General features: G+C 31.9%; 13 protein-coding genes and 1 pseudogene. 13 read left to right on the top strand and 1 reads right to left on the bottom strand.

Annotated features, from left to right (window positions below):
- The first annotated feature begins 46 nt into the window (after positions 1-46).
- From N5D46_RS00375 to N5D46_RS00365, 3 genes are read left to right on the top strand one after another with little or no spacing between them, the layout of a single operon-like run.
- On the top strand, positions 47-1,297 hold the full coding sequence (locus N5D46_RS00375) for a TolC family protein (RefSeq protein WP_280048893.1): 1,251 nt from the start codon (positions 47-49) through the stop codon (positions 1,295-1,297).
- 4 nt (positions 1,298-1,301) lie between these two features.
- The gene (locus N5D46_RS00370; protein WP_280048891.1) at positions 1,302-2,393 is read left to right on the top strand and encodes an efflux RND transporter periplasmic adaptor subunit; all 1,092 of its coding nucleotides are present in this window, start codon (positions 1,302-1,304) and stop codon (positions 2,391-2,393) included.
- Between the two features lie 4 nt (positions 2,394-2,397).
- Positions 2,398-5,505 (top strand): CusA/CzcA family heavy metal efflux RND transporter, encoded by a 3,108-nt coding sequence (locus N5D46_RS00365; protein WP_280048890.1) that lies wholly within the window; start codon positions 2,398-2,400, stop codon positions 5,503-5,505.
- A gap of 91 nt (positions 5,506-5,596) precedes the next feature.
- Here N5D46_RS00365 and N5D46_RS00360 read toward each other — a convergent pair whose 3' ends face one another.
- A complete protein-coding gene (locus tag N5D46_RS00360) occupies positions 5,597-7,036 on the bottom strand; it encodes an NAD(P)/FAD-dependent oxidoreductase (RefSeq protein ID WP_280048889.1) in 1,440 nt (479 codons plus the stop codon).
- Positions 7,037-7,290: 254 nt separating this feature from the next.
- Here N5D46_RS00360 and N5D46_RS00355 point away from each other — a divergent pair, with 254 nt between their 5' ends.
- The 10 genes and pseudogenes from N5D46_RS00355 (at position 7,291) to N5D46_RS00310 (ending at position 21,832) form a co-directional block, all read left to right on the top strand.
- Positions 7,291-7,908 carry a hypothetical protein gene (locus N5D46_RS00355; RefSeq protein WP_125349499.1) on the top strand — a complete coding sequence of 206 codons (618 nt, stop codon included), beginning with the start codon at positions 7,291-7,293 and terminating at the stop codon, positions 7,906-7,908.
- Positions 7,892-9,001 carry a pyridoxal phosphate-dependent aminotransferase family protein gene (locus N5D46_RS00350; protein WP_125349500.1) on the top strand — a complete coding sequence of 370 codons (1,110 nt, stop codon included), beginning with the start codon at positions 7,892-7,894 and terminating at the stop codon, positions 8,999-9,001. The genes N5D46_RS00355 and N5D46_RS00350 overlap by 17 nt, the downstream gene beginning before the upstream one ends.
- A complete protein-coding gene (gene bioD, locus N5D46_RS00345) occupies positions 8,994-9,617 on the top strand; it encodes a dethiobiotin synthase (protein ID WP_125349501.1) in 624 nt (207 codons plus the stop codon). Before N5D46_RS00350 ends, bioD begins: the two co-directional genes overlap by 8 nt.
- 6 nt (positions 9,618-9,623) lie before the next feature.
- Positions 9,624-10,619 carry a biotin synthase BioB gene (gene bioB / locus N5D46_RS00340; RefSeq protein ID WP_125349502.1) on the top strand — a complete coding sequence of 332 codons (996 nt, stop codon included), beginning with the start codon at positions 9,624-9,626 and terminating at the stop codon, positions 10,617-10,619.
- The gene (bioA, locus tag N5D46_RS00335) at positions 10,607-11,878 is read left to right on the top strand and encodes an adenosylmethionine--8-amino-7-oxononanoate transaminase (RefSeq protein ID WP_125349503.1); all 1,272 of its coding nucleotides are present in this window, start codon (positions 10,607-10,609) and stop codon (positions 11,876-11,878) included. Before bioB ends, bioA begins: the two co-directional genes overlap by 13 nt.
- Before the next feature lie 325 nt (positions 11,879-12,203).
- Complete coding sequence (locus N5D46_RS00330; protein WP_280048888.1) at positions 12,204-13,673, top strand: histidine kinase; 1,470 nt, start codon at positions 12,204-12,206, stop codon at positions 13,671-13,673.
- Between the two features lie 136 nt (positions 13,674-13,809).
- Positions 13,810-16,332, top strand: a complete 2,523-nt coding sequence (locus N5D46_RS00325) for a zinc-dependent metalloprotease (RefSeq protein ID WP_052217814.1) — start codon at positions 13,810-13,812, stop codon at positions 16,330-16,332.
- 9 nt (positions 16,333-16,341) lie between these two features.
- Positions 16,342-19,682 (top strand): annotated as a pseudogene (locus N5D46_RS00320) (SusC/RagA family TonB-linked outer membrane protein).
- Between the two features lie 12 nt (positions 19,683-19,694).
- Positions 19,695-21,014: a RagB/SusD family nutrient uptake outer membrane protein gene (locus N5D46_RS00315; RefSeq protein ID WP_219035281.1), complete on the top strand. Its 1,320-nt coding sequence runs from the start codon at positions 19,695-19,697 to the stop codon at positions 21,012-21,014.
- 56 nt (positions 21,015-21,070) lie between these two features.
- Complete coding sequence (locus N5D46_RS00310) at positions 21,071-21,832, top strand: LytTR family DNA-binding domain-containing protein (protein ID WP_280048887.1); 762 nt, start codon at positions 21,071-21,073, stop codon at positions 21,830-21,832.
- Positions 21,833-21,926 lie beyond the last annotated feature (94 nt).

Raw genomic sequence — 21,926 nt, 5'->3', positions numbered from 1 at the left:
GCCTTAATCTTACACTTTTACTTTTGAATTTTCATAAAGAGTAGAAGTGAAGAAGATCTATTATACTGCAATTCCAATTATTTTTGCGATGCAAACACAAGCGCAAAACGTAACGTTGGACAATCTAGAAGCAGCGTTTTTACAAAAAAATTATGCGCTCATTGCGAATAAATTCAATGTTGACAGAATTGATGCTGAAATTATTCAGGAGAAATTATGGCAAAATCCAACGTTGAGTATTTCTGAGGTTAATCTTTGGAAAACTTATAATGTAGAAGAACAGCCTTATTTATTCGGTAAATACGGGAAAAATCAACAAATTTCTGTCGAATTAGAGCAATTAATTGAAACCGCTGGTAAACGAAAAAAGCGTGTTGCAATTAAAGAATTAGAGAAGAATTCAGCACTTTTTGAGTATGAGGAATTGTTGCGTGAGCTGAAAAAAGAATTGAGACAAACATATTTTTCGTTGGCGCGTATTCAATCTGAAAAGAAAGAATTACAAAATAGCGTTGATTTATTTGAACAGATGATGACACAATATCAGCGACAAGCAGATTTAAAAAATGTTCCAAAAGCAGATTTTTACAGACTTCAAACCGAATTAATTGGTTTACAAAAAGATCAAATTGAGCTAGAAAATCAAGAAATTGAATACATCAATAAACTTCGATTGTTAACGCAAAACTCAGATTTAAATGTAAATGAAATCGATTTTTCAAGATTCAATTCTCACTCCAAATCAATTCCATTTAATGCTAAACAATTAGCGAAAGAGCAAAATATAGCGTTAAAAAAACAAGAGAATGAAATCAATTTAGCTGAAAAACAATTGATTTTAGAAAAAGCACAACGTACACCAGATTTGGCTTTTCAAGTAATTTATGATCGAGGTGGAAATATTATGCGCGATTTTGTTGGTGTTGGAGTAAGCATTGATTTACCGATTTTTAATACGAATAAAGGAAACATCAAAGCTTCAGAAATTGTACTGAATCAACAACAAATTACGAAAAATGCGCTACATTCTGAGTTAGATATTTCGATCGATCGACTTCAAAATCAAATTAGTCAATTGGATAAAGCTCTTATTCAGTGGAAAAAATTGAACAATCAAGAGCAACTAACCATGATTGACAATTACAAAAAACATCTCCAAAATAAACAAATCACTTTATTAGAATTTATTGATTTTACGCAGGCTTATCGCGAATCTCAAAAAGCTTATTTGGATTTATTGGAAAATTATCAAAACACATTCGAAGAACTAAATTATATCGTTGGACAAGATTTATAAAATGATGAAAAAAACTTTTTATTTTTTAGCTGCTTTTACTTTGGTTTTAAGTAGTTGTAACAAGCAAGAAACCGAGAAAGAAGTGGTAAAAGAAAACAAATTTTGTTTGAACGAGCAATTGAAAAAGTCAACCGAAATTGTACCAGTTTTGCAGCAACCAATTCACGAACAATTAACCTTGTCAGGAAAAATTGAATACAACGAAAATGACTTGGTTGGTTTTAAAAGTTTGCTGCAAGGAGTGGTAGATAAAGTGAATTTTGAATTAGGTGATTATGTGCGTCAAGGTCAAGTTTTGGCAGTTGTAAAATCGAACGAAGTGTTGGATTTGGTACAGCAAAAGCGTTATCATCAAAATCAAATGGATTTGATTCGAAAACAAATCAAGTCGAAAAAAGAATTGTTGAATGATGGAATGGCTTCTCAACCCGAAGTTACAGAGGCAGAACACGAATTACAATCTGCGCAAATTGAAATTGATAAAATCAATGCAACCTTAAAAATGTATCGTGCAGTTGGCAATGGTCAATTCCAGATTTTATCACCTAAAAATGGTTATATCGTTCAGAAAAATATGAGTGTTGGTCAATCTATTACTTCAGATTCAGACGAAAATCTTTTCTCAATTTCAAACCTAAGACAAGTTTGGGTAATGGTAAATATTTATGCTAATAATTTGCAATATGTAAAAAAGGGAGATGCGGTAAAAGTGAAATCGATGGCGTATCCTGACCGTATTTATATTGGAAAAATTGATAAAATATACAATGTTTTTGATGAAAATGAACACGTTTTGAAAGCGCGTGTTGTGTTAGAAAATCAAGATTTGAACTTGATGCCAGGTTTGAGCGCTGACATTATTATCGATAAACAAAATGTTGTTGGAAATGCGTTTGCGATACCAAACAAAGCCAAAGTTTTCGAGAATAATAAGGAATATGTGGTGGTGTATAAAAACGATTGTACAATGGAAATTCGAAAAATTACGACAATTGGTCAGAATGAAGAATTCACATTTGTAGAAGAAAAATTTGCACCAAATGAGAAAGTCATTGCACGAAATGCTTTGATGATTTACGAAGAATTAAATAAATAATCGGATGAAAAAGTTAGTACAAGCGGTCGTGACTTTTTCGTTACGCAACACCACTTTCATTTTATTTGCCACGTTTGCGCTTCTATTTACGGGAATTTATGCGTTGAAACACACACCAATCGAAGCTTTTCCAGACGTTACGAACACCCGAGCGCGTATCATTACGCAATGGCCTGGTCGTAGTGCCGAAGAAATGGAGAAGTTGGTGACTTTGCCCGTTTCGAAAGTGATGAATAGCATTCCGCATAAGTCGAATATTCGTTCTATTTCACTTTTTGGATTGTCTGTGGTAACGGTTCAGTTCGAAGATGGAGTAGATGATTTTTATGCACAACAATACGTATCGAATAAGTTGAACGGCGTTGATTTGCCCGAAGGTGCAGATGCCGATATCGAGCCGCCTTCTGGTGCAACAGGAGAGATTTTTCGTTATGTGATCAAAAGTGATTTGCCAATAAAGGAAGTTACAGCAATTCAGGATTGGGTAATTGAACGTGAATTACTTTCTGTATCAGGAGTTGCAGATGTTGTAAGTTTTGGTGGAGAAGAAAAAACATATGAAATTAAAATCAATCCAACCGAATTAAAAAATTATAATTTATCGCCTTTAGATGTTTACGAAGCAGTTTCTAAATCAAATATAAATGTAGGTGGAGATGTTATTCAGCAAGGAGATCAAGCTTATGTAGTTCGTGGTGTTGGTTTGTTAGATAAGATAGAGGATATAGGAAATATTACTGTTGCTCTAAATGGTTCTACACCAATTCTTATCAAAAATGTAGCAGATGTTGTTGTTTCAAATAAACCTAGATTGGGACAAGTTGGTTATAATGAAAATGATGATATGGTTCAAGGTATCGTTATTATGCTACGAGGAGAAAATCCATCAGAAGTCATTGGAAATCTGAAAGCAAAGATTGAAGAATTAAATACAAGAACTTTACCAGATAATGTAAAAATTGAAACAGTTGTAGATCGTACCAAATTGGTGGATAATACAGTACATACGGTTTCTAAAAATATTATTGAAGGTATTTTATTGGTTTCATTAATTGTTTTTGTTTTTTTATATAATTGGAAATCAACATTTATTGTAGCTTCGGTTATTCCGCTTTCTTTTTTGTTCGCAATTATTATGTTGAAAATACAAGGATTACCAGCGAATTTAATTTCAATGGGGTCATTGGATTTTGGATTGTTGTTAGAAGGAACTTTGGTAATTGTAGAAACAGTTTTTGTTGCTTTAGCTACAATGCAACATAAAGTAGGAGCAGAACGTTTCGCGAAAATGAGTAAAATGGGTGTTATAAAGAAAAGCGCAGGAAGTGTAGCTTCTTATATTTTCTTTGCCTTACTTATTCTTATTGTTGCTTTATTACCGATATTTTCATTCCAAAAAGTGGAAGGTAAAATGTTCTCTCCTTTAGCATTTACATTAGGATACGCATTATTAGGATCTTTAATATTGAGTCTAACTTATGTTCCTGCAATGTGTAAGTTGCTTTTTAAGAAAAATATGGAGGAGAAAGAGAACTTTATTACTCGATTTTTTCAGAAAACTATTTTTGGATTATATGAAACTGCATTTCGTTATAAAAAAGCAACAATAGGAATCTTTTTAGGGATTTTAGCTCTTTGTTTGTTTAAGTTCTCACATTATGGATCAGAATTTCTTCCGAAATTGAATGAAGGAGCAATTTACATTCGTGCAACTTTACCAAATAGTGTCAATTTACAAGAGTCAACTCGATTAACAAAAGAGATGAAAGAGTTGATGCAGAAAGATTGTGATGAAATTGATTTTATTTTAACACAAACAGGTCGACCAAATGATGGAACAGATCCAACAGGATTCTTCAATATTGAGTTTAATATTCAATTAAAAGATAAAAAAGATTGGAAGCGCAAGGTTTCAAAAGAAGAGATTATTCAAGAGATGCGAGATAAACTGAATCATTATCCTGGAATTGTATTTGGATTTTCGCAACCCATTCAAGATAATGTTGAAGAATATGTAGCAGGTGTAAAAAGTTCATTAGTTATTAAGATTTTTGGTGATGATTTGTATGATTTAGAAAAATATGCAAATAAGGTAGCTTCATCTATCGAAAAAGTAAATGGAATAACGGATATCAATGTTTACAAAAATATTGGATTACCTGAACTTAGAATAGAATTGAGTGATTCAAAAATGGCGAAATATGGTATTAGTACAGCGGATGTTCAGGCAGTAATTGAAATGACAATTGGTGGACAAGCAGCTACTAAGTTTTATGAAAATGATCGACAGTTTGATGTTATTCTTCGTTTTCAGGAAGCTTATAGAGATACTCCTGAGAAAATTGGAAATATTTTGATTCCGACAAGTAACGGGAACAATGTTCCTTTGCAGGAAATAGCTACAATTGGTTATCAAACAGGACCTGCTTTTATTTATCGAGAAGGAAATAGTCGATATATCGGTGTAGGATTCAGTATAGAAGGTCGTGATTTAGGAAGTACAATCGATGAAGCGAAGAAAGTAGTGGCGAAAGAAGTTAAATTACCGAAAGAAAATTACATGGAATGGGCTGGTGAATTCGAAAGTAAAGAGCGTGCAGCAAAACAATTAGCAATGGTCGTTCCGATTTCGTTAGTTTTGATTTTATTATTATTGTATACCAATTTCGGAAATGTAAAAGACACAGCGATAGCTGCATTAACACTGCCTTTTGCTTTTATTGGAGGATTTATTTCGCTTTGGGTAACAGGAACCATTTTTGGTATATCTGCGGGAATAGGTTTTATTATTCTTTTTGGAGTAGCAACGATTGATGGAATTGTTCTAATTGGTGTTATTCGAGATAATTTAAAGCATAAAATGCAATTAAAAGAAGCAATAGTCAATGGTGTTAAAAGTAGAATACGCCCTGTTGTGATGATTGCGCTTATGGGATCGATGGGATTATTACCAGCAGCACTTTCTACCGGAATGGGATCAGAAATTCAAAAGCCTTTGGCAATTATGATTGTAGGAGGATTAATTATTTGTTTAATCTTATCCTTTACAATTCTTCCAGTTGTATTTTATTATGCATATAGAAAAGAATATCAACAGAAATTCCTGAAATAATTTGTGTAGTTGTTTTATATAAAGGAGTTTTTATCAAAAGGTAAAAACTCCTTTTTTATTGATTATGAATGAGTAAATCTAGAATAATTAATTATAAAGTAGAAGACCACTTAGAACCAAACGTTACGTTACCTTCTTGAAGTACAATATCTGAATGTAAAAATTTTGCGGCATCTGCTGACTTTTTCACTTTAACGCTACTTCGTTCCATCATCTCTTTTTCATATTGTTGTAAAACTTCTTCACGTAAATTAATCTGTTTATTTTGAATATTATTATAAGCTGATGTTATTTTTTGTGCTAACAATAAAGCATCTAATAAAGCTTGATTTGCACCTTGTCCTTTAAAAGGACTCATAGGATGAGCTGCATCGCCAATTAAAGTGACAGAGCCAGCATTTTCTAGTAAATTTGACATTAATAAATCTCGATCATAAACGGGGTATCCAGTGATTTGTTTGGGTTCTGTAGCTGCAATAATTTCAGGAATAGGAGAGTGCCAATGCGTTCTTTTAGCGACTTCTATCTTTAAAGCCTCTGAACCTTTTTTACTCAAAGCTATCGCTTCATTTTCTAACATTGGAAAACTAAATTGCCACATAACCGAATCTTTATCATAAGGCATCATATACATCCGTTCAGTTCCATTTGCTGTTTGAAATACCGTTGCACCATCCAATAAATGATTTTCTAAATTTGCTAAAGCATCCAGTTTACAAATGCCTAAAATAACAATACAACCCAAATAACGTAATGGACTATTTTCCTCATTTATAACCAATCGACGAACTGTACTTCGTATGCCATCTGCACCAATAAGTAAATCAGCTTTAAAGTGTTTTTGAATTCCATCAACATCAAATGTTAATTCTATTTTATCATCAACTTTAAAATCGACTAATTGATGATTCCATAAAACTTGATTATTGCCACCTAATTGATTTAAAAAAGCTAAGCGTAAAGATTGCCTCGCAATGTGAATATTGGTATGTTTATTCTTGTTTTTAGCTTCAATCGCTTCTTTATCTTGCAATTTTCTTATTCCCCATTCGCCAATCACATTTCCTTCTATAGTATGTGCTAAATGCAATGTAGAAACGATTCCTTCCTCTAAAGTTTGGATTCCAAATTTTTTTAATTCTTTACTAGCTTGCTGTAACGTTAGTCCATAACCTTGGGAACGATCGTTGAAAGCTCGATCACGTTCAAAAAGTGTAAAAGGAATTTGACGATGTAAACACGCTAATGCCAATGCAATTCCACCAATTCCAGCTCCGACAATTGCAATATGAGGATATTTTTTTTCGTTGGGTGATGGATGTTCATTTGTAGTTGTCAAACCGGTTCCTGAGCAGACAGTACAGATCTGCATCGAACTTTTTGGTTTATTTGGAGTAATAAAATTTTCATTCTTTTTAGATTGAGCAACAGCTAATTCATAACGCGATAGTTTCCTTTTCGAAACTCCTTGACTTTTTTTTCCAAGTCCATTACAATTCTTGCAACTTATCCAATTTTCTCGAGTACTCAATTTAAAAATTTTTGCAAAAATAAGATTAAAGTAGCTATTTAGAAAAATCTAATCGTAAAAGATAGAATTAATAGATGAATAATGAATTTTTCTGTAATAATAGTTTTCATCATTCAACTTCTTTATAGTGATGATTTAAAACTTTTTGCAGAGATTCTAAAATAGGTTTAATATAACCGGACTATTATTTATTATAAAAGTGGAGTGTATATATGATCCGTTGGACTTATAATTTTGGTCAAAAATAAAATCAATTGAAAAAATTATTAAATCATATTGTTTTAGAACCAAAATTACATGTAAAGTGGCTTAATACACTTTCGTATATGGAAAATGCAGGAGCAAGAAAAATTTCGGCATGTGAACACAAAACTTTTGTCAATCTTATCCAATTGAAACATGCAGCTGAGGAACATCGCCATGCTTATTATTTGAAAAAGCAAATTATAAAATTAATTCCAGATGCTTGTGTCAATTATGAGCCTATTTATCTTTTAGCACCAAAAGCAACAATGTATTATTTACATCAATTAGATATTCAGGTTTGTCGTTTATTGAAGAAAGAATTTAATCTTGATGGGGAAGATTTAAAATACGCAGCTTATTTGTTTGTGACTTACGCTATAGAAGTGAGGGCAGATGAATTGTATCCAATATATCAAGATATTTTGACGGCGCATCAACAAAAAGTGATGGTAAAATCTATTATTGTTGAAGAAGAAGGTCATCTTGAAGAAATGATTTCACAATTAAAAGAATTTCATAGTGAATGGAATATCTATGCAAATCAAGTGAAACAACTAGAAGAAGTGTTATTTATGAATTGGATTTCTGCAATTGAAAATGAATTGAATAATGTCGAAATTTTTTAATTCATTGCAATTATCTCTATTCGAAAGAGAACAAAAAGGAATTAAAAGAACATTAAAAGTTCGTTCTTCTGGAATTGATTTTTATAGTAATGATTATTTGGGATTAGCTAAAAATGAAATCTTACATCAGCAGATTTTAAATGAGTTTATAGCACAACCATCTTTACTTTATGGTTCTACTGGAGCACGTTTGATTAGTGGGAATTCCAATTACCTAAGAGAAACGGAACAGATAATAGCAAATGAACATAAAGTGGAAGCTGCATTACTTTTTTCATCTGGATATAATGCCAATTTAGCACTTTTTTCTGCACTTTTAACTCGACATGATATTGTTTTAGTTGATGAAAATATACATCGATCAGTACATGACGGGATTAAATTATCCAACGCAAAAAAAACAAAGTTTAAACATAACGATTTAGATCATTTAGAGAAACTATTGCAAAGAGTAAAAGAGCGTTGTTTTATCGCGGTAGAAAGTTTGTATTCGATGGATGGTGATTGTGCTCCATTAATTGAACTGGTTGAATTAGCCAATAAATACAATGCAGCATTAGTGGTAGATGAAGCTCATGCTTTTGGTGTTTTTGGTTACGGATTGGTTCATCAATTCGGTTTACAATGCAAAGTGTTTGCAACGGTTGTAACTTATGGAAAAGCGATGGGAATGAGCGGTGCCACGATTTTAGCTAATCAGTTAGTGATTGATTATCTCATTAATTATGCTTCACCTTTTATTTACACCACAGCTATTGCTGATTTTCATGTGACAGGTTTACGAAAAGGTTATCAGTTTATCAAAGAAAATAAATCGCTTCAAGAAAGTTTACAATATAATATCTCACATTTTAGAAATAGTGGCTTAACGAGTTCTTCAAATAAAAATAGTCCAATTCAAATTCTAAAGTTTGAGTCTAGGAGTCAATTAACCAAAATCCAAAATCAATTAGAAGAGGTTGAAATAAACACTTTTGCAGTTTTTCCACCTACAGTAGTAGAAGGAGGAGAGCGCTTAAGAATCTGTTTGCATGCTTTTAACACACAAGAAGAAATTAATCAATTAATAGAAAAGATAAAAGAAAATGTCTAAACAATTATTTGTTACAGGAATAGGAACAGGAGTTGGGAAAACGATGGTTTCAGCAATATTAACTGAAGCTTTACAAGCTGATTATTGGAAACCAATACAATCGGGAGATTTAGATTCATCAGATAGTTTGTTGGTAAAATCGTTAACTTCTCCAGAACTGAAAATTCATCAAGAACGTTATTGTTTGCAAAAAGCCGCTTCGCCACATCAATCTGCAAAGGAAGAAGCAATTGAAATCAATTTAAATGATTTTGAATTTCCCAAAACAACCAATTCTCTTATTGTTGAAGGAGCAGGAGGATTATTTGTTCCTATTAATGAAGAAGATTTTATGATTGATCTTATTCAGCAGTTTAATCTTCCAGTAGTTATGGTTGCAACGAATTATTTGGGTTGTATTAATCATACATTATTAACGATTGAAATACTGAAATTAAGAAATATCGCTATCGAATATTTTGTGTTTAATGGAGAGTTTGATGAAGACACTTCTCGTGTTATAAAAAATCATTTGTCTCCGGATATTTCTATCATCATTATACCAAAACTCAATTCAATAAATTCAAGCGAAGTGAGAAATATAGCAGAAACAATTAAGCATCAATTTAATATTTAAAATACAATGAAAGTATCAAACGAAACACGCCATGATTGGACGAAAGAAGAAATCGAAAAAATCTATCATCAACCATTATTAGATTTAGTATATCACGCATCCAAAAAACATCGAGAATGGCACAATGCAAGAGAAGTACAAGTATGCACCTTGTTATCTGTAAAAACAGGTGGTTGTCCCGAAGATTGCTCATATTGCGGACAAGCAGCGCGTTATCATACCGATATTAAAGTAGAAGCTTTGTTGCCAACTGCAACAGTATTAGCACATGCAAAGAAAGCAAAAGAAGCGGGCTCATCACGTTTTTGCATGGCAGCTGCTTGGCGAGAAGTACGAAATAATCGAGATTTTGATCGAATAATCCAAATGGTTAAAGGTGTAAATGAATTGGGATTAGAAGTGTGTTGTACATTAGGAATGTTGACAGAAGAGCAGGCAATTCGTTTGCAAGAAGCAGGTTTACATGCTTATAATCATAATTTAGATACTTCCGAAGCTTATTACGATGAGATTATTTCTACTCGTAAATTTGATAATCGAATCAATACGATACAAAATGTGCGAAAGGCTGGGATTACAGTTTGTTCGGGTGGAATTATTGGCTTAGGAGAAACGCATCAAGATCGAATTTCTATGCTATTAACTTTGGCAACAATGTCAAAACATCCAGAATCTGTACCTGTAAATGCTTTAGCAAGAGTAAAAGGAACACCTTTAGAAAATAATCCGAAAGTAGATATTTGGGATATGGTTCGTATGATTGCTACAGCTCGTATTGTGATGCCTTCTTCGATTGTGCGTTTAAGTGCTGGTCGAATAGAAATGACAGAAGTTGAACAAGCTTGGTGTTTTATGGCTGGAGCGAATTCGATTTTTACAGGAGAGCGTGAAACCTTACTGGTAACGCCTAATCCTGGGGTAACAGAGGATATGAAAATGTTTGAAAATTTAGGTTTAATACCAATGGTTAAACAAGAAACAACTCAGACATGTACACATTAAAAGAACGCGATCAGTTGGTGAATTGGCATCCTTATACGCAGATGAAAAAAGCCAATAATATTATTCCAATTGTAAGAGGAGAAGGAAGTTATATTTACGATGAAAATAACAAACAATATATTGACGCTGTTTCATCGTGGTGGGTAACGCTGCATGGACATGCGCATCCGTATATTGCACAAAAAATGCACGAACAGCTAACAACTTTGGAACATGTTATTTTTGCAGGATTTACGCATCGACCTGCAATTGAATTGTCTGAACGTTTGTTGGCTCTTTTACCTCAAAATCAAAAGAAAGCATTTTATAGCGACAATGGATCAACAGCGATTGAGGTAGCATTAAAAATGTGTTTACAATATCATTTCAATAAAAAAGAAGATAGACCTGTGATTTTAGCGTTCAAAAATGCCTATCATGGTGATACTTTTGGCGCGATGTCTGTAAGTGGAAGAGGAATTTGGACAGAACCTTTTAGTGAAAAGCTTTTTGATGTTATATTTATTGATACGCCGAATGCAGAAAATATAGAAGCGATTAAATCGCAAATAAAAGAAGTTGCAACTAAAGTAGCGTGTTTTATTTACGAACCTTTGGTTCAAGGAGCTTCGGGGATGTTGATGCATGAGGCTGAATATTTAGATCAATTGATGAGTTGCTGTAGAGCATATCATATTTTAATGATTCAAGATGAGATTTTTGTAGGATTTGGTCGTACAGGTAAATTATTTGCAGTAAATCATTTGACAGAAGTTCCAGATATTATGTGTTTTTCGAAAGGTTTAACAGGTGGTACTTTGCCTTTGGGCGTTACAACTTGTACAGATAGAATTTACCAAGCCTTTTATGCTGATGATTTGAATAAGACGTTATTTCACGGGCATTCTTTTACGGCAAGTCCATTAGCGTGTACCGCTGCGTTAGCAAGTCTTGATTTGTTATTACAGACTTCTATACAACAGCAAATAGCAAATATTGTACATCAACATCAACATTTTGTTGTGTCTATTCAAGATCATCCTAAAGTAAAAGTGATAAGACAATGCGGCACTATTTTGGCGTTGGAATGGAATACAAATGAAGAAACATCTTATTTTAGTGATATACACGAAAAGCTATATCCTTACTTTTTAGAGAAAGGTATATTATTGCGTCCTTTAGGGAATATTATTTATTTAGTTCCTCCTTATTGTATTTCGACTGATGATCTAAATTATATTTATGATACGATTCGTCAAGCTTTAATCGAATTGTTTTAATGTTAAGTTCTAAATGACGCTTATAAGATTAAAAAGATAAAAAAATCTCCCTTTTGGGAGATTTTAGTTTATATAATATTGTCAATTGTTTGAAAATTATCATTTTATGATAAATGTTCTCTAATTTTTTAGATTAAAAAGCTTCCCTTAGTTTTGCAAAAAAATTAGTTTGTCTTTTCGATTTCAAGTCCATTTATCCAATAAATCCATTTATGTTATAGCGCTTATTGTAAGTGTTATTGCTGTTTTTGCTCTTGTTATATTGAGTTTTTTAATTAATAAAGAAAGTCAAAAAAATAATGATGAGTTTGTCAAAAAAAGTTTTTTGAGGAAATATGAAGCAGTTGAATTTGAGTTTAAAAACATCGAAGAATATCAAGAAGTTTTAAAAAAAGTTGTTAAAAAGACAAATGAAAAAAATGTAGCAGATCATTTTTTGGTTTTGAATGAATTAAATTCAAATCGAAAGTTAATTCGCCATGATTGGTTTTCTATTCATTCTCCAGAAACAAATTATTTTCCTGATGAATCAATCCTTTCAAAAGCTATCAATCAACCAAATATTAAAGAATTTCAATCGATATATACTACAAAAAATCAACAGATTGATAATTTTTTATTGGATTATAAAGACACGTTGTATTGGGTAAATTACGATTCTATTAAGTTGTCTAATGGACAAAATATGTATTACGGTTCGACGATTAATCTGTTTGATTTGTATAATTTTTTTACGACAGTTGATGCAACTTCGTCCAATTATATGTATGTTTTCAATAAAGATGGAATTTGTATTACGCATCCTGATGAAAAATTTATTGGGAAAAATGTTTTCGATTTTACAGATATCCAGCCAAACGATACGATAACTAGTACAATTAATTCTAATTTTTCACAAGATTTGTATACGTTGAATGATGCTTCGTCCGAATTTATAAAAGATACGGATATTAAGCGTTATATAAAACCTTTACACACCAAAAATTTTGATGGATATATTGTCGTGAATCATTTGAGTTATATCATTGATGAAAATGTAGAACGAACTAAATTTTATATAGGTTTTATTTTCTTAGGGACTGTTTTTTTAATTATAATTATCTTTTTGTTATTCAATAAAATAACATCAAAAACATATAAAGAAAAAGCATCTATAATTGAAGAAAAAAATAGATTATTAATTGAAAATGAAAAGATTAAAAACGCGAATACTCTAACACAATTACAACAATTAAAGAATCAAATTAATCCACATTTTTTATTCAATTCGTTGAATTCACTTTACATGTTAATTGGTTTGAACAAAGAGAATGCGCAGAAATTCACGATGAATCTTTCTAAAATTTACCGATATCTTATTGTTCCGCCAAAAGAGAATGTAGTGCTTGTAAAAAAGGAATTAGATTTTATTGCGCAATATATGGATTTGCATAAAAGTAGATTTTCGGAAGAATTGATTTTTGATTTACAAATTGAAGATTCGAAAAGCTTAGAAAAAAACATTCCATATTTAGCATTACAGATTGTTGTAGAAAACTCCATAAAACATAATATTGCTACAATTGATCAACCTTTGACGATAAATATTGTTGTAAAATCTGATTTGATTATTGTCAAAAATACTTTTCAGAAAAAAAATAAAGCAACAGAAAATGAGAAATTTGGTTTAAACTATTTACAAAAAATCTATCATTTTTATCAAGTTGATAATTTCTCAACAAAAGTAGAAAATGAAGGATTTATTTGTTTTTTACCCTATATCGAACCAAAATATCCATTCACTCCAAAAAACTAACCACTCACTCCAAAAAACTATTATTATAAGAAAACTGCGCTTAAGTTTATGCCATAATTAATGATAATTTAATGTTCGAATGAGTCATAATAAGGAAAGAAAGAATTATAAATTAGCACTATATCTTGGTTTGGCAATGTCTTCGGCTGTTGTTTATGGACAAAAGAAAGAGGATAAAAAAGCTGAAAAAGATAAAACAGAGAAAAAGGATTCTACTGTAACGAAAGTTAAAAAAATAGATGAATTAATCAAGAAAGGAAGCTACAAGAAAGGTTTGTTTAATACCATTCAAGTAAAAACTGATATCTATTTCGAAATTCCAGATAGTTTATTTGGACGCCAATTTTTGGTTGTGAATAAATTGTCTCAAGTTCCAATGGAAGTTAACGAAGCGGGCTTGAACAAAGGAATGAATTACGAAAACAAAGTGATTTCTTTTTATCATGATAAAGTAGCTAAAAAAGTGTGGGTAAAAACAATTGTTCCACAAGTTTCTTCGCCTAAAAATGACGCAATCACAGCTTCTGTAAAGGATAATTTCTCAGAATCGATTATTGAGGTTTTTGATATAGAAGCTCAAAATAACGATTCGACAGCTGTTGCGATTAAAGTGAACAAAATTTTTGATGGAAATCAAAAAAGTTTTAATGATGTATTAACGAACATAGGTTTAGGAGGTTCGGTAAAGGCAAATCTATCGTATGTGGAAAATGTGAAAACGTTTCCAGAAAACATTGTGGTTAAGTCTCAGTTAACGACAAGTGTAAATGAAGGAGGGGTAGATTTGGCCGTTACCTTAGGTGTTACAAGTAATATTGTTTTACTTTCGACAACTCCTATGCAACCTAGGTTAGCAGATAATCGTGTGGGATATTTCACAGAAAAACATTGGTTTTTTAATGATGCTCAACACAAAATGGAAGATCAACGCTTTATTACAAAATGGCGTTTGGAACCAAAAGACGAGGATAAGGAAAAATATCTAAAAGGTGAATTAGTAGAACCTAAGAAACCAATTATTTATTACATCGATCCTTCGACACCAAAACAATGGCGTCAAAAAATTATTGCTGGTGTACATGATTGGCAAGTTGCTTTTGAGCAAGCTGGTTTCAAAAATGCGATTATAGCAAAAGAACCAACTGCTGATGACAAAGATTTTGATATTGATGATGTACGTTACTCAGTAATTACGTATGCAGCTTCACCAAAGTCAAATGCAATGGGACCTTCTGTGGTTGATCCGCGTAGTGGTGAAATTTTAGAGGCGGATATTATTTGGTGGCACAATGTAATGACTTCTTTGCATGATTGGATGCGTATTCAAACAGGTCCAATTGATCCAAAAGCAAGAGGAAATAAATTTAGTGATGAACATATGGGAGAAGCAATTCGTTTTGTGTCTTCTCATGAAGTAGGACATACATTTGGTCTGAAACATAATATGGGCGCTTCTTTTTCTTATCCAGTAGAATCTTTACGTTCGAAAGAATTTACAGATAAAATGGGTGGAACTGCACCGTCTATTATGGATTATGCGCGTTATAATTATGTGGCACAGCCAGAAGATGGTGTTACAGCAATTACGCCAAAAATCGGTTTGTATGATAAATATGCAATCGAATGGGGATATCGTTGGTTTCCAAATCAAGAAACAGAAAAAGCATCGCTTCGTAAAATGATTGAAAAGCACGAAGATGATCCAATGTATTTTTATGGTGAACAACAAAGCTATTTAAGTACAATTGATCCGCGTTCTCAATCAGAAGATTTAGGTGATGATGCTGTTTTGGCAAGTGAATATGGAATGAAAAATCTAAAACGTGTTTCAGAAAATATCTTGAAATGGACGTACGAAGATGGAAAAAGCTATATCAACACAGGGAAACTTTATTACCAAACAATAGGGCAGTGGGATTTATATTCTAATCATGTTTTAGCAAATGTTGGTGGGATTTATTTAAACAACACTTATTTCGGAATTGATAAAAAAGCATACGAACCAGTTCCTGCAGATATGCAACGTAAAGCAGTTAATTATTTAAACGAAAATGTGATTCAATTACCAAAATGGTTATTCTTTAATGATATTTTAGATAAAACGTATGCAATCAAAAATTCGCCAATGGGACCTTACGAGCAAACGCCGTATACATTAGCGAGAGAAATGCAATATGGATTGATTTATAATTTATTTACTGACGATCGCTTATTGCGCATGTTAGAAAATGAATTGAAACACCAAGAATTAAAATCTAATGAAAAAATTTATACAGTTGAAAATTTATTTGATCAAGTAAGAAGTGCAGCTTTTGATAAAAAATCAAACTTAACTATTCTTGAAAAAATGACTCAAAAAAATTACGTTGATGCCTTAATCGTTTCAACAAACAAATTATTTGAAAAAACAACTGTAGCAGGACTTACAATTGACCAAAACCTACAAGTACCAACTATCTGTAATTATTTAGACGAAGAAAAAATGGCGCGTAACATTAACTATTCTTCTATGAAAAGGGTGTCGGAAGTGACAACCTATAAAAGAGCAGAATTGCAACGTGTGTTGACTTTGTTAAACAAGAAAAAGAATAATGGAGATGCGTCTACAAAAGCGCATTATGCTGATTTAATTATTCGTATTAAAGAAGCTTTAAAGTAAGATATAGAAATGAAAAAGACACTCATTCTTTTGCCACTTTTTGCGGCAAGTATTGCGTTTTCTCAAGAAAAGAGAGTGATTACAGGTTCGGTTCAAGACGAAAAATCGTTGGTTGGAATTGCTGGTGCGTCTGTTAAAATTGAAGCTCAATCAATTTCGACAAAAACAGATCAAAAAGGAATTATAGAAAGTGTAACGGTTGGTACTGTTACAGATGAAGATGGTTTCTTTTCATTAGAAGTACCTGCAGGTACAAAATCTGTATTAATTAGTTATTTAGGTTACGATTCTAAATTAGTTGAACTTTCTACAGATTTATCAACATATCATGTAAGCTTAAAATCAACTTTAGGTGAAGTTCTTCCAGAAAATAATGATTTAAAAGAAGTTGTTGTTACAGGTTATCAAAAAATTGAAAAACGGAAACTAACATCGGCAGTATCAACTGTAAAAATGGATGATATTCAACAAGCTGGTGTTGCTAGTGTTGATCAATTGTTAAGCGGACAAATTGCTGGTGTAGCTGTTTCTACAGAAACTGGTTCGCCTGGTTCACCAAGTAAAATTAGAATTCGTGGTACGGCTTCTCTTTCTGGTCCACAAGATCCGTTATGGGTGATTGATGGTTTACCATTAGAAGGAAATGATGTGCCAAACTTTAACGATAAAGATAACATCGATCAATTGCAAAACTTTTCTATCGCTGGATTAAATCCAAACGATATCGAAGATATTACAATCCTTAAAGATGCTGCTGCAACAGCTATTTATGGTGCAAGAGCTGCAAATGGTGTAATTTCGATTACAACAAAACGCGGTAAAAAAGGCGCTATGACGGTTAATTTTTCTGCGAATACATTTGTAACAGCTCGTCCAGATTTTGGTCGTTTAAATTTACTAAATGCTTCTCAGAAAGTTGATCTTGAATTAATGCTTGCTAGTCGCGATGATTTAACGTATCGTACTGATAAAGGCGAAGTAATGCGAATTTTGCAAAAGAATGGTCAATTAAATGCTTTACGAAATGGAGGTTTTAATTCTTTAGATCTTATCACGCAAAATCAAATTAATTCTTTACGAAATAACACAACCGATTGGGGAAAATTATTGTATCGTAATGCAATTAATACACAATATGGTTTAAGTATTTCTGGAGGAAATGATCGTTCTGATTATTACTTCTCATTAGGATATTATGATGAGCAAGGAACTACGATCGGAACTGGTTTTGAACGTTATAATCTTACTTTAAAAAACAATTATAAACTTAACGATAAATTAGATGTAGGGATTTCTATTTTTGCAACTTCAAGTGATAAAAAATCTTTTGTAACAGATGCAGATGCGTCTATCAATCCAATTAATTATTCACGAAATGCGAATCCATATTTATCTCCATTTAATGCAGATGGTTCTTATCGTTATGACAACGATATTGATGGATTTGAAGATCGTTCTGTTCCATTTAATTTTATCGAAGAAAGAGAAAATACAAATTATACATTAAAAAACCGTTCGTTAAAAGGTATTATTGATCTTAATTATCAATTGGCAAAAGGTTTAAAATTAACATCTCAATTCGGAATTCAGTACGATAGTAACAAAACAGAAAATACGCAGAACAAGAAACTTATTTTACGCGTAAAATGAAAGAAGGAACGCGTTATTATAAATCTGGACAATATTTGTATTTCTTACCAGACGGAGGAGTTAAACAAAATTGGGACAACGAATTTTTTCAATATAACTGGAAGCTTCAAGGTACATATAGTACAACGATTAACAATCGTCACGAAATTGACTTGATGGCTGGAACAGAAATTCGTCATACACAAAACGAAACGACTTTAACACGTGCTTTTGGTTACAATAAAATAACTAAAACAGGAACGCCAATCGTTTTCCCAAATTCAAGTTTTGCAGCAGAAAAACGTTACGAAACGTACAGAGAAATGCCGACTGAAGAAAATGCTTATGTATCTACATTTGCAACGGCTTCGTATACATTAGACAGAAAATATACAATTTTTGGTAGTGTTCGTTATGATGGAACAAATTTATTCGGTGTTAATAAAAAATATAAATACTTACCAATTTGGGCAGTTTCTGCTTCTTGGTTAGTTTCAAAAGAATCGTTTATGGAGAACATCGATTTTATTTCGAATCTTCGTTTACGTGCTTCTTATGGTTTACAAGGAAATATTGATCGTAATACTTCACCTTTCTTTATTGGTGAATATAATGATGCAACAATTTTACCAGGTAATAAAGAAGATATTATCAATGCGATTAATTTACCGAATGATTTGTTACGTTGGGAAAAAACAACGAATACAAATGTTGGGTTAGATTTAGGTCTTTTCAAAAATCGTATCAACCTTGCTGTTGATGTGTATAATCGTAAAGGAACAGATATGATTAGTATGCGCGAAACACCATTAGAAACAGGTTTTGAATATACAATGGTGAATTGGGGAGAATTGACAAACAAAGGTTTTGAGATTGCTTTAACAACACGCAACATTGATAAGAAAAACTTTAAATGGTCGACAACAATTAATTTTGCGCACAACAAAAGTAAAGTTCTTAAAGAGCAACAACGTGAAAATAGTTTAATTCCATCTCGAGAAGGTTTACCTGTAAATGCAATTTTTGCTTTAAAAACAGCTGGATTTGATGAACACGGAAATCCAATGTTTTGGAAAGGAGATGAAAAAGTTTCTGCAAAAGAATTCTTTGCTTTATATGACTTATATGAAGATTTTTTACCAGGAGAAATTGTGGATTCTAAATTAACAAGCGAAGAAAAACGTAAATCATTTACTTATATCGGAGATCGCGATCCTAAATTTACAGGAGGTATTATCAATAATTTCAAAATTCACAATTTTGATTTAACGATTTCTGCAGCATTCAATTTAAAACAAACGGTGATGAAAACACCTTCTTATCGTGGAATGGAATTGGATCCAGGTCGTAATTATACGCAAGATATTTTCGAGGCAGGTTCTACACTTCCAGGAATTACAAGCCCAATTAAAGGAGATAACGATAGTTGGATGGCGAATAAATGGTTTGCAGGAAACAATGCAAACGCGTACAATTTATTAGACATTTGGGCGAAAGAAATTAGTTATATGCGAATCAGTAGTATTCGTGTAGGTTATACTTTACCAAATAAATATGTTGAGGTTGTCGGTTTCAAAAGCGCTCGTTTTAGCTTAGAAGGACGTAATTTATTTGTATTTAGTAATGGATACAAAGGTTATTTTGATCCAGAAACTTACGGAAATATTTATGCACAACCAATTGCTAAATCTGTAACAGTAGGCCTTAATGTTTCTTTCTAAATTTTAAATCAAATGAAAAAAATATTTTTATTATTAAGCATAGTTGCTGTTAGCTTTACAGTAGTTAGTTGTGACAATTATTTGGATATTGAACCAGATGGAAAAGTGATTCCAAAAACGGTAGAAGATTACCGTATGGTTTTAACGAATGCTTATTCAAAATATCCAACACACAAGTCTTTGACAGCTTTACGCACCGATGAGGTTACATTGAATGAATATTCAAATGACTTTATTTCGTACCGAGAAATTGCACAATGGAAGGATACAAATCCAGATCAAATATCAATTCAATTTCCTTGGGTTAGTTTTTATACGGTGATTTTTTATGCCAATCAAATCATCAACGAAGGGCCAAAAACAATGGAAAATTCTGCTGAAAAAGATCAATTATTAGCAGAAGCTTATGCGTTACGTGCGTATGCGTATTTTGATTTGGTGAATTTATACGGAAAACCATATAATTCAGCAACAGCAAGTACAGACAAAGGAGTTCCTCTAAATTTAAAAGTAGATTTAGAAGCAACGCTTAAGCCATCATCTGTTCAAGAAGTTTATAATCATATTGAGTCTGATTTAGAAGAAGCTACTAAATTGATGAAAATGGATTCGCAGTTAGCTGGATTAAATTATAGATTCTCAAATGCAGCTTTAAATGCTTTAGAAGCAAGAATCGCTTTGTATAAAAATGAATGGCAAAAAGCAATTGATTTTTCTGATTCTACATTAAAAATCAAAGGTGATTTAGTGAATCTGAACACAACAAAACAAGTTCCAAATCATTATACATCTGCCGAATCTATTTTAGCTTTAGACAATACATTGAATCCTGCAATTCAGTATATGTCATATGCTTCACCAGAATTGTTAAGTAGTTATGATACAGAAAATGATCTACGTTTTCCGCTTTATTTTGAGAAAAGTGGATCAAAATATAAAGTTATCAAAGGTGGAAATTCAGAGTTCAAAACGTCTTTCCGCGTAGCTGAATTATATTTTATCAAAGCTGAATCATATTTGAAATTAAATAAGTTAGATCAAGCAAAAGCAACTTTATTTTCAGTTTTACAAAATCGTTATACAGCAACTGGTTTTGCAAAATTACAAACAGAAATTTCTGCGATGAATTCTACTGAATTGATGAAGTTTATTTTAGATGAACGTTTTAGAGAATTTGCGTTAGAAGGACAACGTTGGTACGATTTACGTCGAGCAAATCAAAAACAAATTATACATCAAATTTCAGGTAAAGAGTATATTTTACAAGAAAATGATGTTCGTTATACAATAGAAATTCCACAAGCAGCTAAGCTCAATAATCCTCATTTATAACATTTTTAGACCGTCTTTATTCATCATTTAGACGGTTTTTTTATACTTTTGCATTCATGAAAATTGCAATTGTAGAGGACGAATTATTGGCGGTTACTTATCTAAAAAATCTGTTAGAGGAGCAATCGATTGTTGATATTTCTTCAATTACAATTTTGCGCTCAACAAAGCAAGCAACGGAGTTTTTTAGAGATAATTCGGTTGATTTAATCTTCATGGATATTCATTTGGGTGATGGGAAAAGTTTCGAGATTTTTCAGGAAGTTGAGATTCTAACGCCAATTATTTTTATCACTGCTTATGATGAATATGCGATGAAAGTTTTCAAGCATTTTACAATTGATTATATTCTGAAACCCTTTGAAGTAGAGGAGTTGCATATTGCATTGCAAAAATTTAAAACAATTCGTACAAGTTTTGATATTTCACCAACATTACAATCGATAGCTGTTTTAGAAAATTCACCGTCCGAGATTATGCATCGTTTTTTGGTAACGAATGGTAACAAATTACGTTCGGTAGAAGAACACGAAATTGCTTATTTTTTTGCTTCGGGAAAACATCTTTTTATAAAAACGAAAGATGATCAAACCTATATTTATGATGACACAATAAAGGATATTATAAATAAATTGGATGAGACTATTTTCTTCAAAATCAATCGAAAGTTTATTGTTCACATTGATGCAATTACTGAAATAATAAAACATTCAAGTCAAAAAATTGAAATTCATCTTCAACCAAAATCAGAAACTGAACAAGCTATTTTTATCAGTAAAACACAGATTAATAGTTGGATGGATTGGATGAATAGATAAAAAAAAAATCTCACATTTGTGAGATTTTAATTAACTTATGATATTACTTTTTATTAAAATCGTCATTTCGAGTGAAATTCTGTAAGAATTTTGT

It is taken from the genome of Empedobacter sp. GD03865 (genome assembly GCF_029840775.1).
Lineage (GTDB): Bacteria > Bacteroidota > Bacteroidia > Flavobacteriales > Weeksellaceae > Empedobacter > Empedobacter falsenii_B.
Note: the sequence above shows the minus strand (reverse complement) of the source record. Positions and strands in the feature narration are given on the sequence as shown.

Excerpts from the sequence above, each read along its gene's own strand:
- bioB (WP_125349502.1), top strand. The coding sequence starts at position 9,624 with ATGAAAGTATCAAACGAAACACGCCATGATTGGACGAAAGAAGAAATC.
- N5D46_RS00365 (WP_280048890.1), top strand. The coding sequence starts at position 2,398 with ATGAAAAAGTTAGTACAAGCGGTCGTGACTTTTTCGTTACGCAACACC.
- N5D46_RS00315 (WP_219035281.1), top strand. The coding sequence starts at position 19,695 with ATGAAAAAAATATTTTTATTATTAAGCATAGTTGCTGTTAGCTTTACA.
- bioA (WP_125349503.1), top strand. The coding sequence starts at position 10,607 with ATGTACACATTAAAAGAACGCGATCAGTTGGTGAATTGGCATCCTTAT.
- N5D46_RS00310 (WP_280048887.1), top strand. The coding sequence starts at position 21,071 with ATGAAAATTGCAATTGTAGAGGACGAATTATTGGCGGTTACTTATCTA.
- N5D46_RS00370 (WP_280048891.1), top strand. The coding sequence starts at position 1,302 with ATGAAAAAAACTTTTTATTTTTTAGCTGCTTTTACTTTGGTTTTAAGT.
- N5D46_RS00325 (WP_052217814.1), top strand. The coding sequence starts at position 13,810 with ATGTCTTCGGCTGTTGTTTATGGACAAAAGAAAGAGGATAAAAAAGCT.
- N5D46_RS00350 (WP_125349500.1), top strand. The coding sequence starts at position 7,892 with ATGTCGAAATTTTTTAATTCATTGCAATTATCTCTATTCGAAAGAGAA.
- bioD (WP_125349501.1), top strand. The coding sequence starts at position 8,994 with ATGTCTAAACAATTATTTGTTACAGGAATAGGAACAGGAGTTGGGAAA.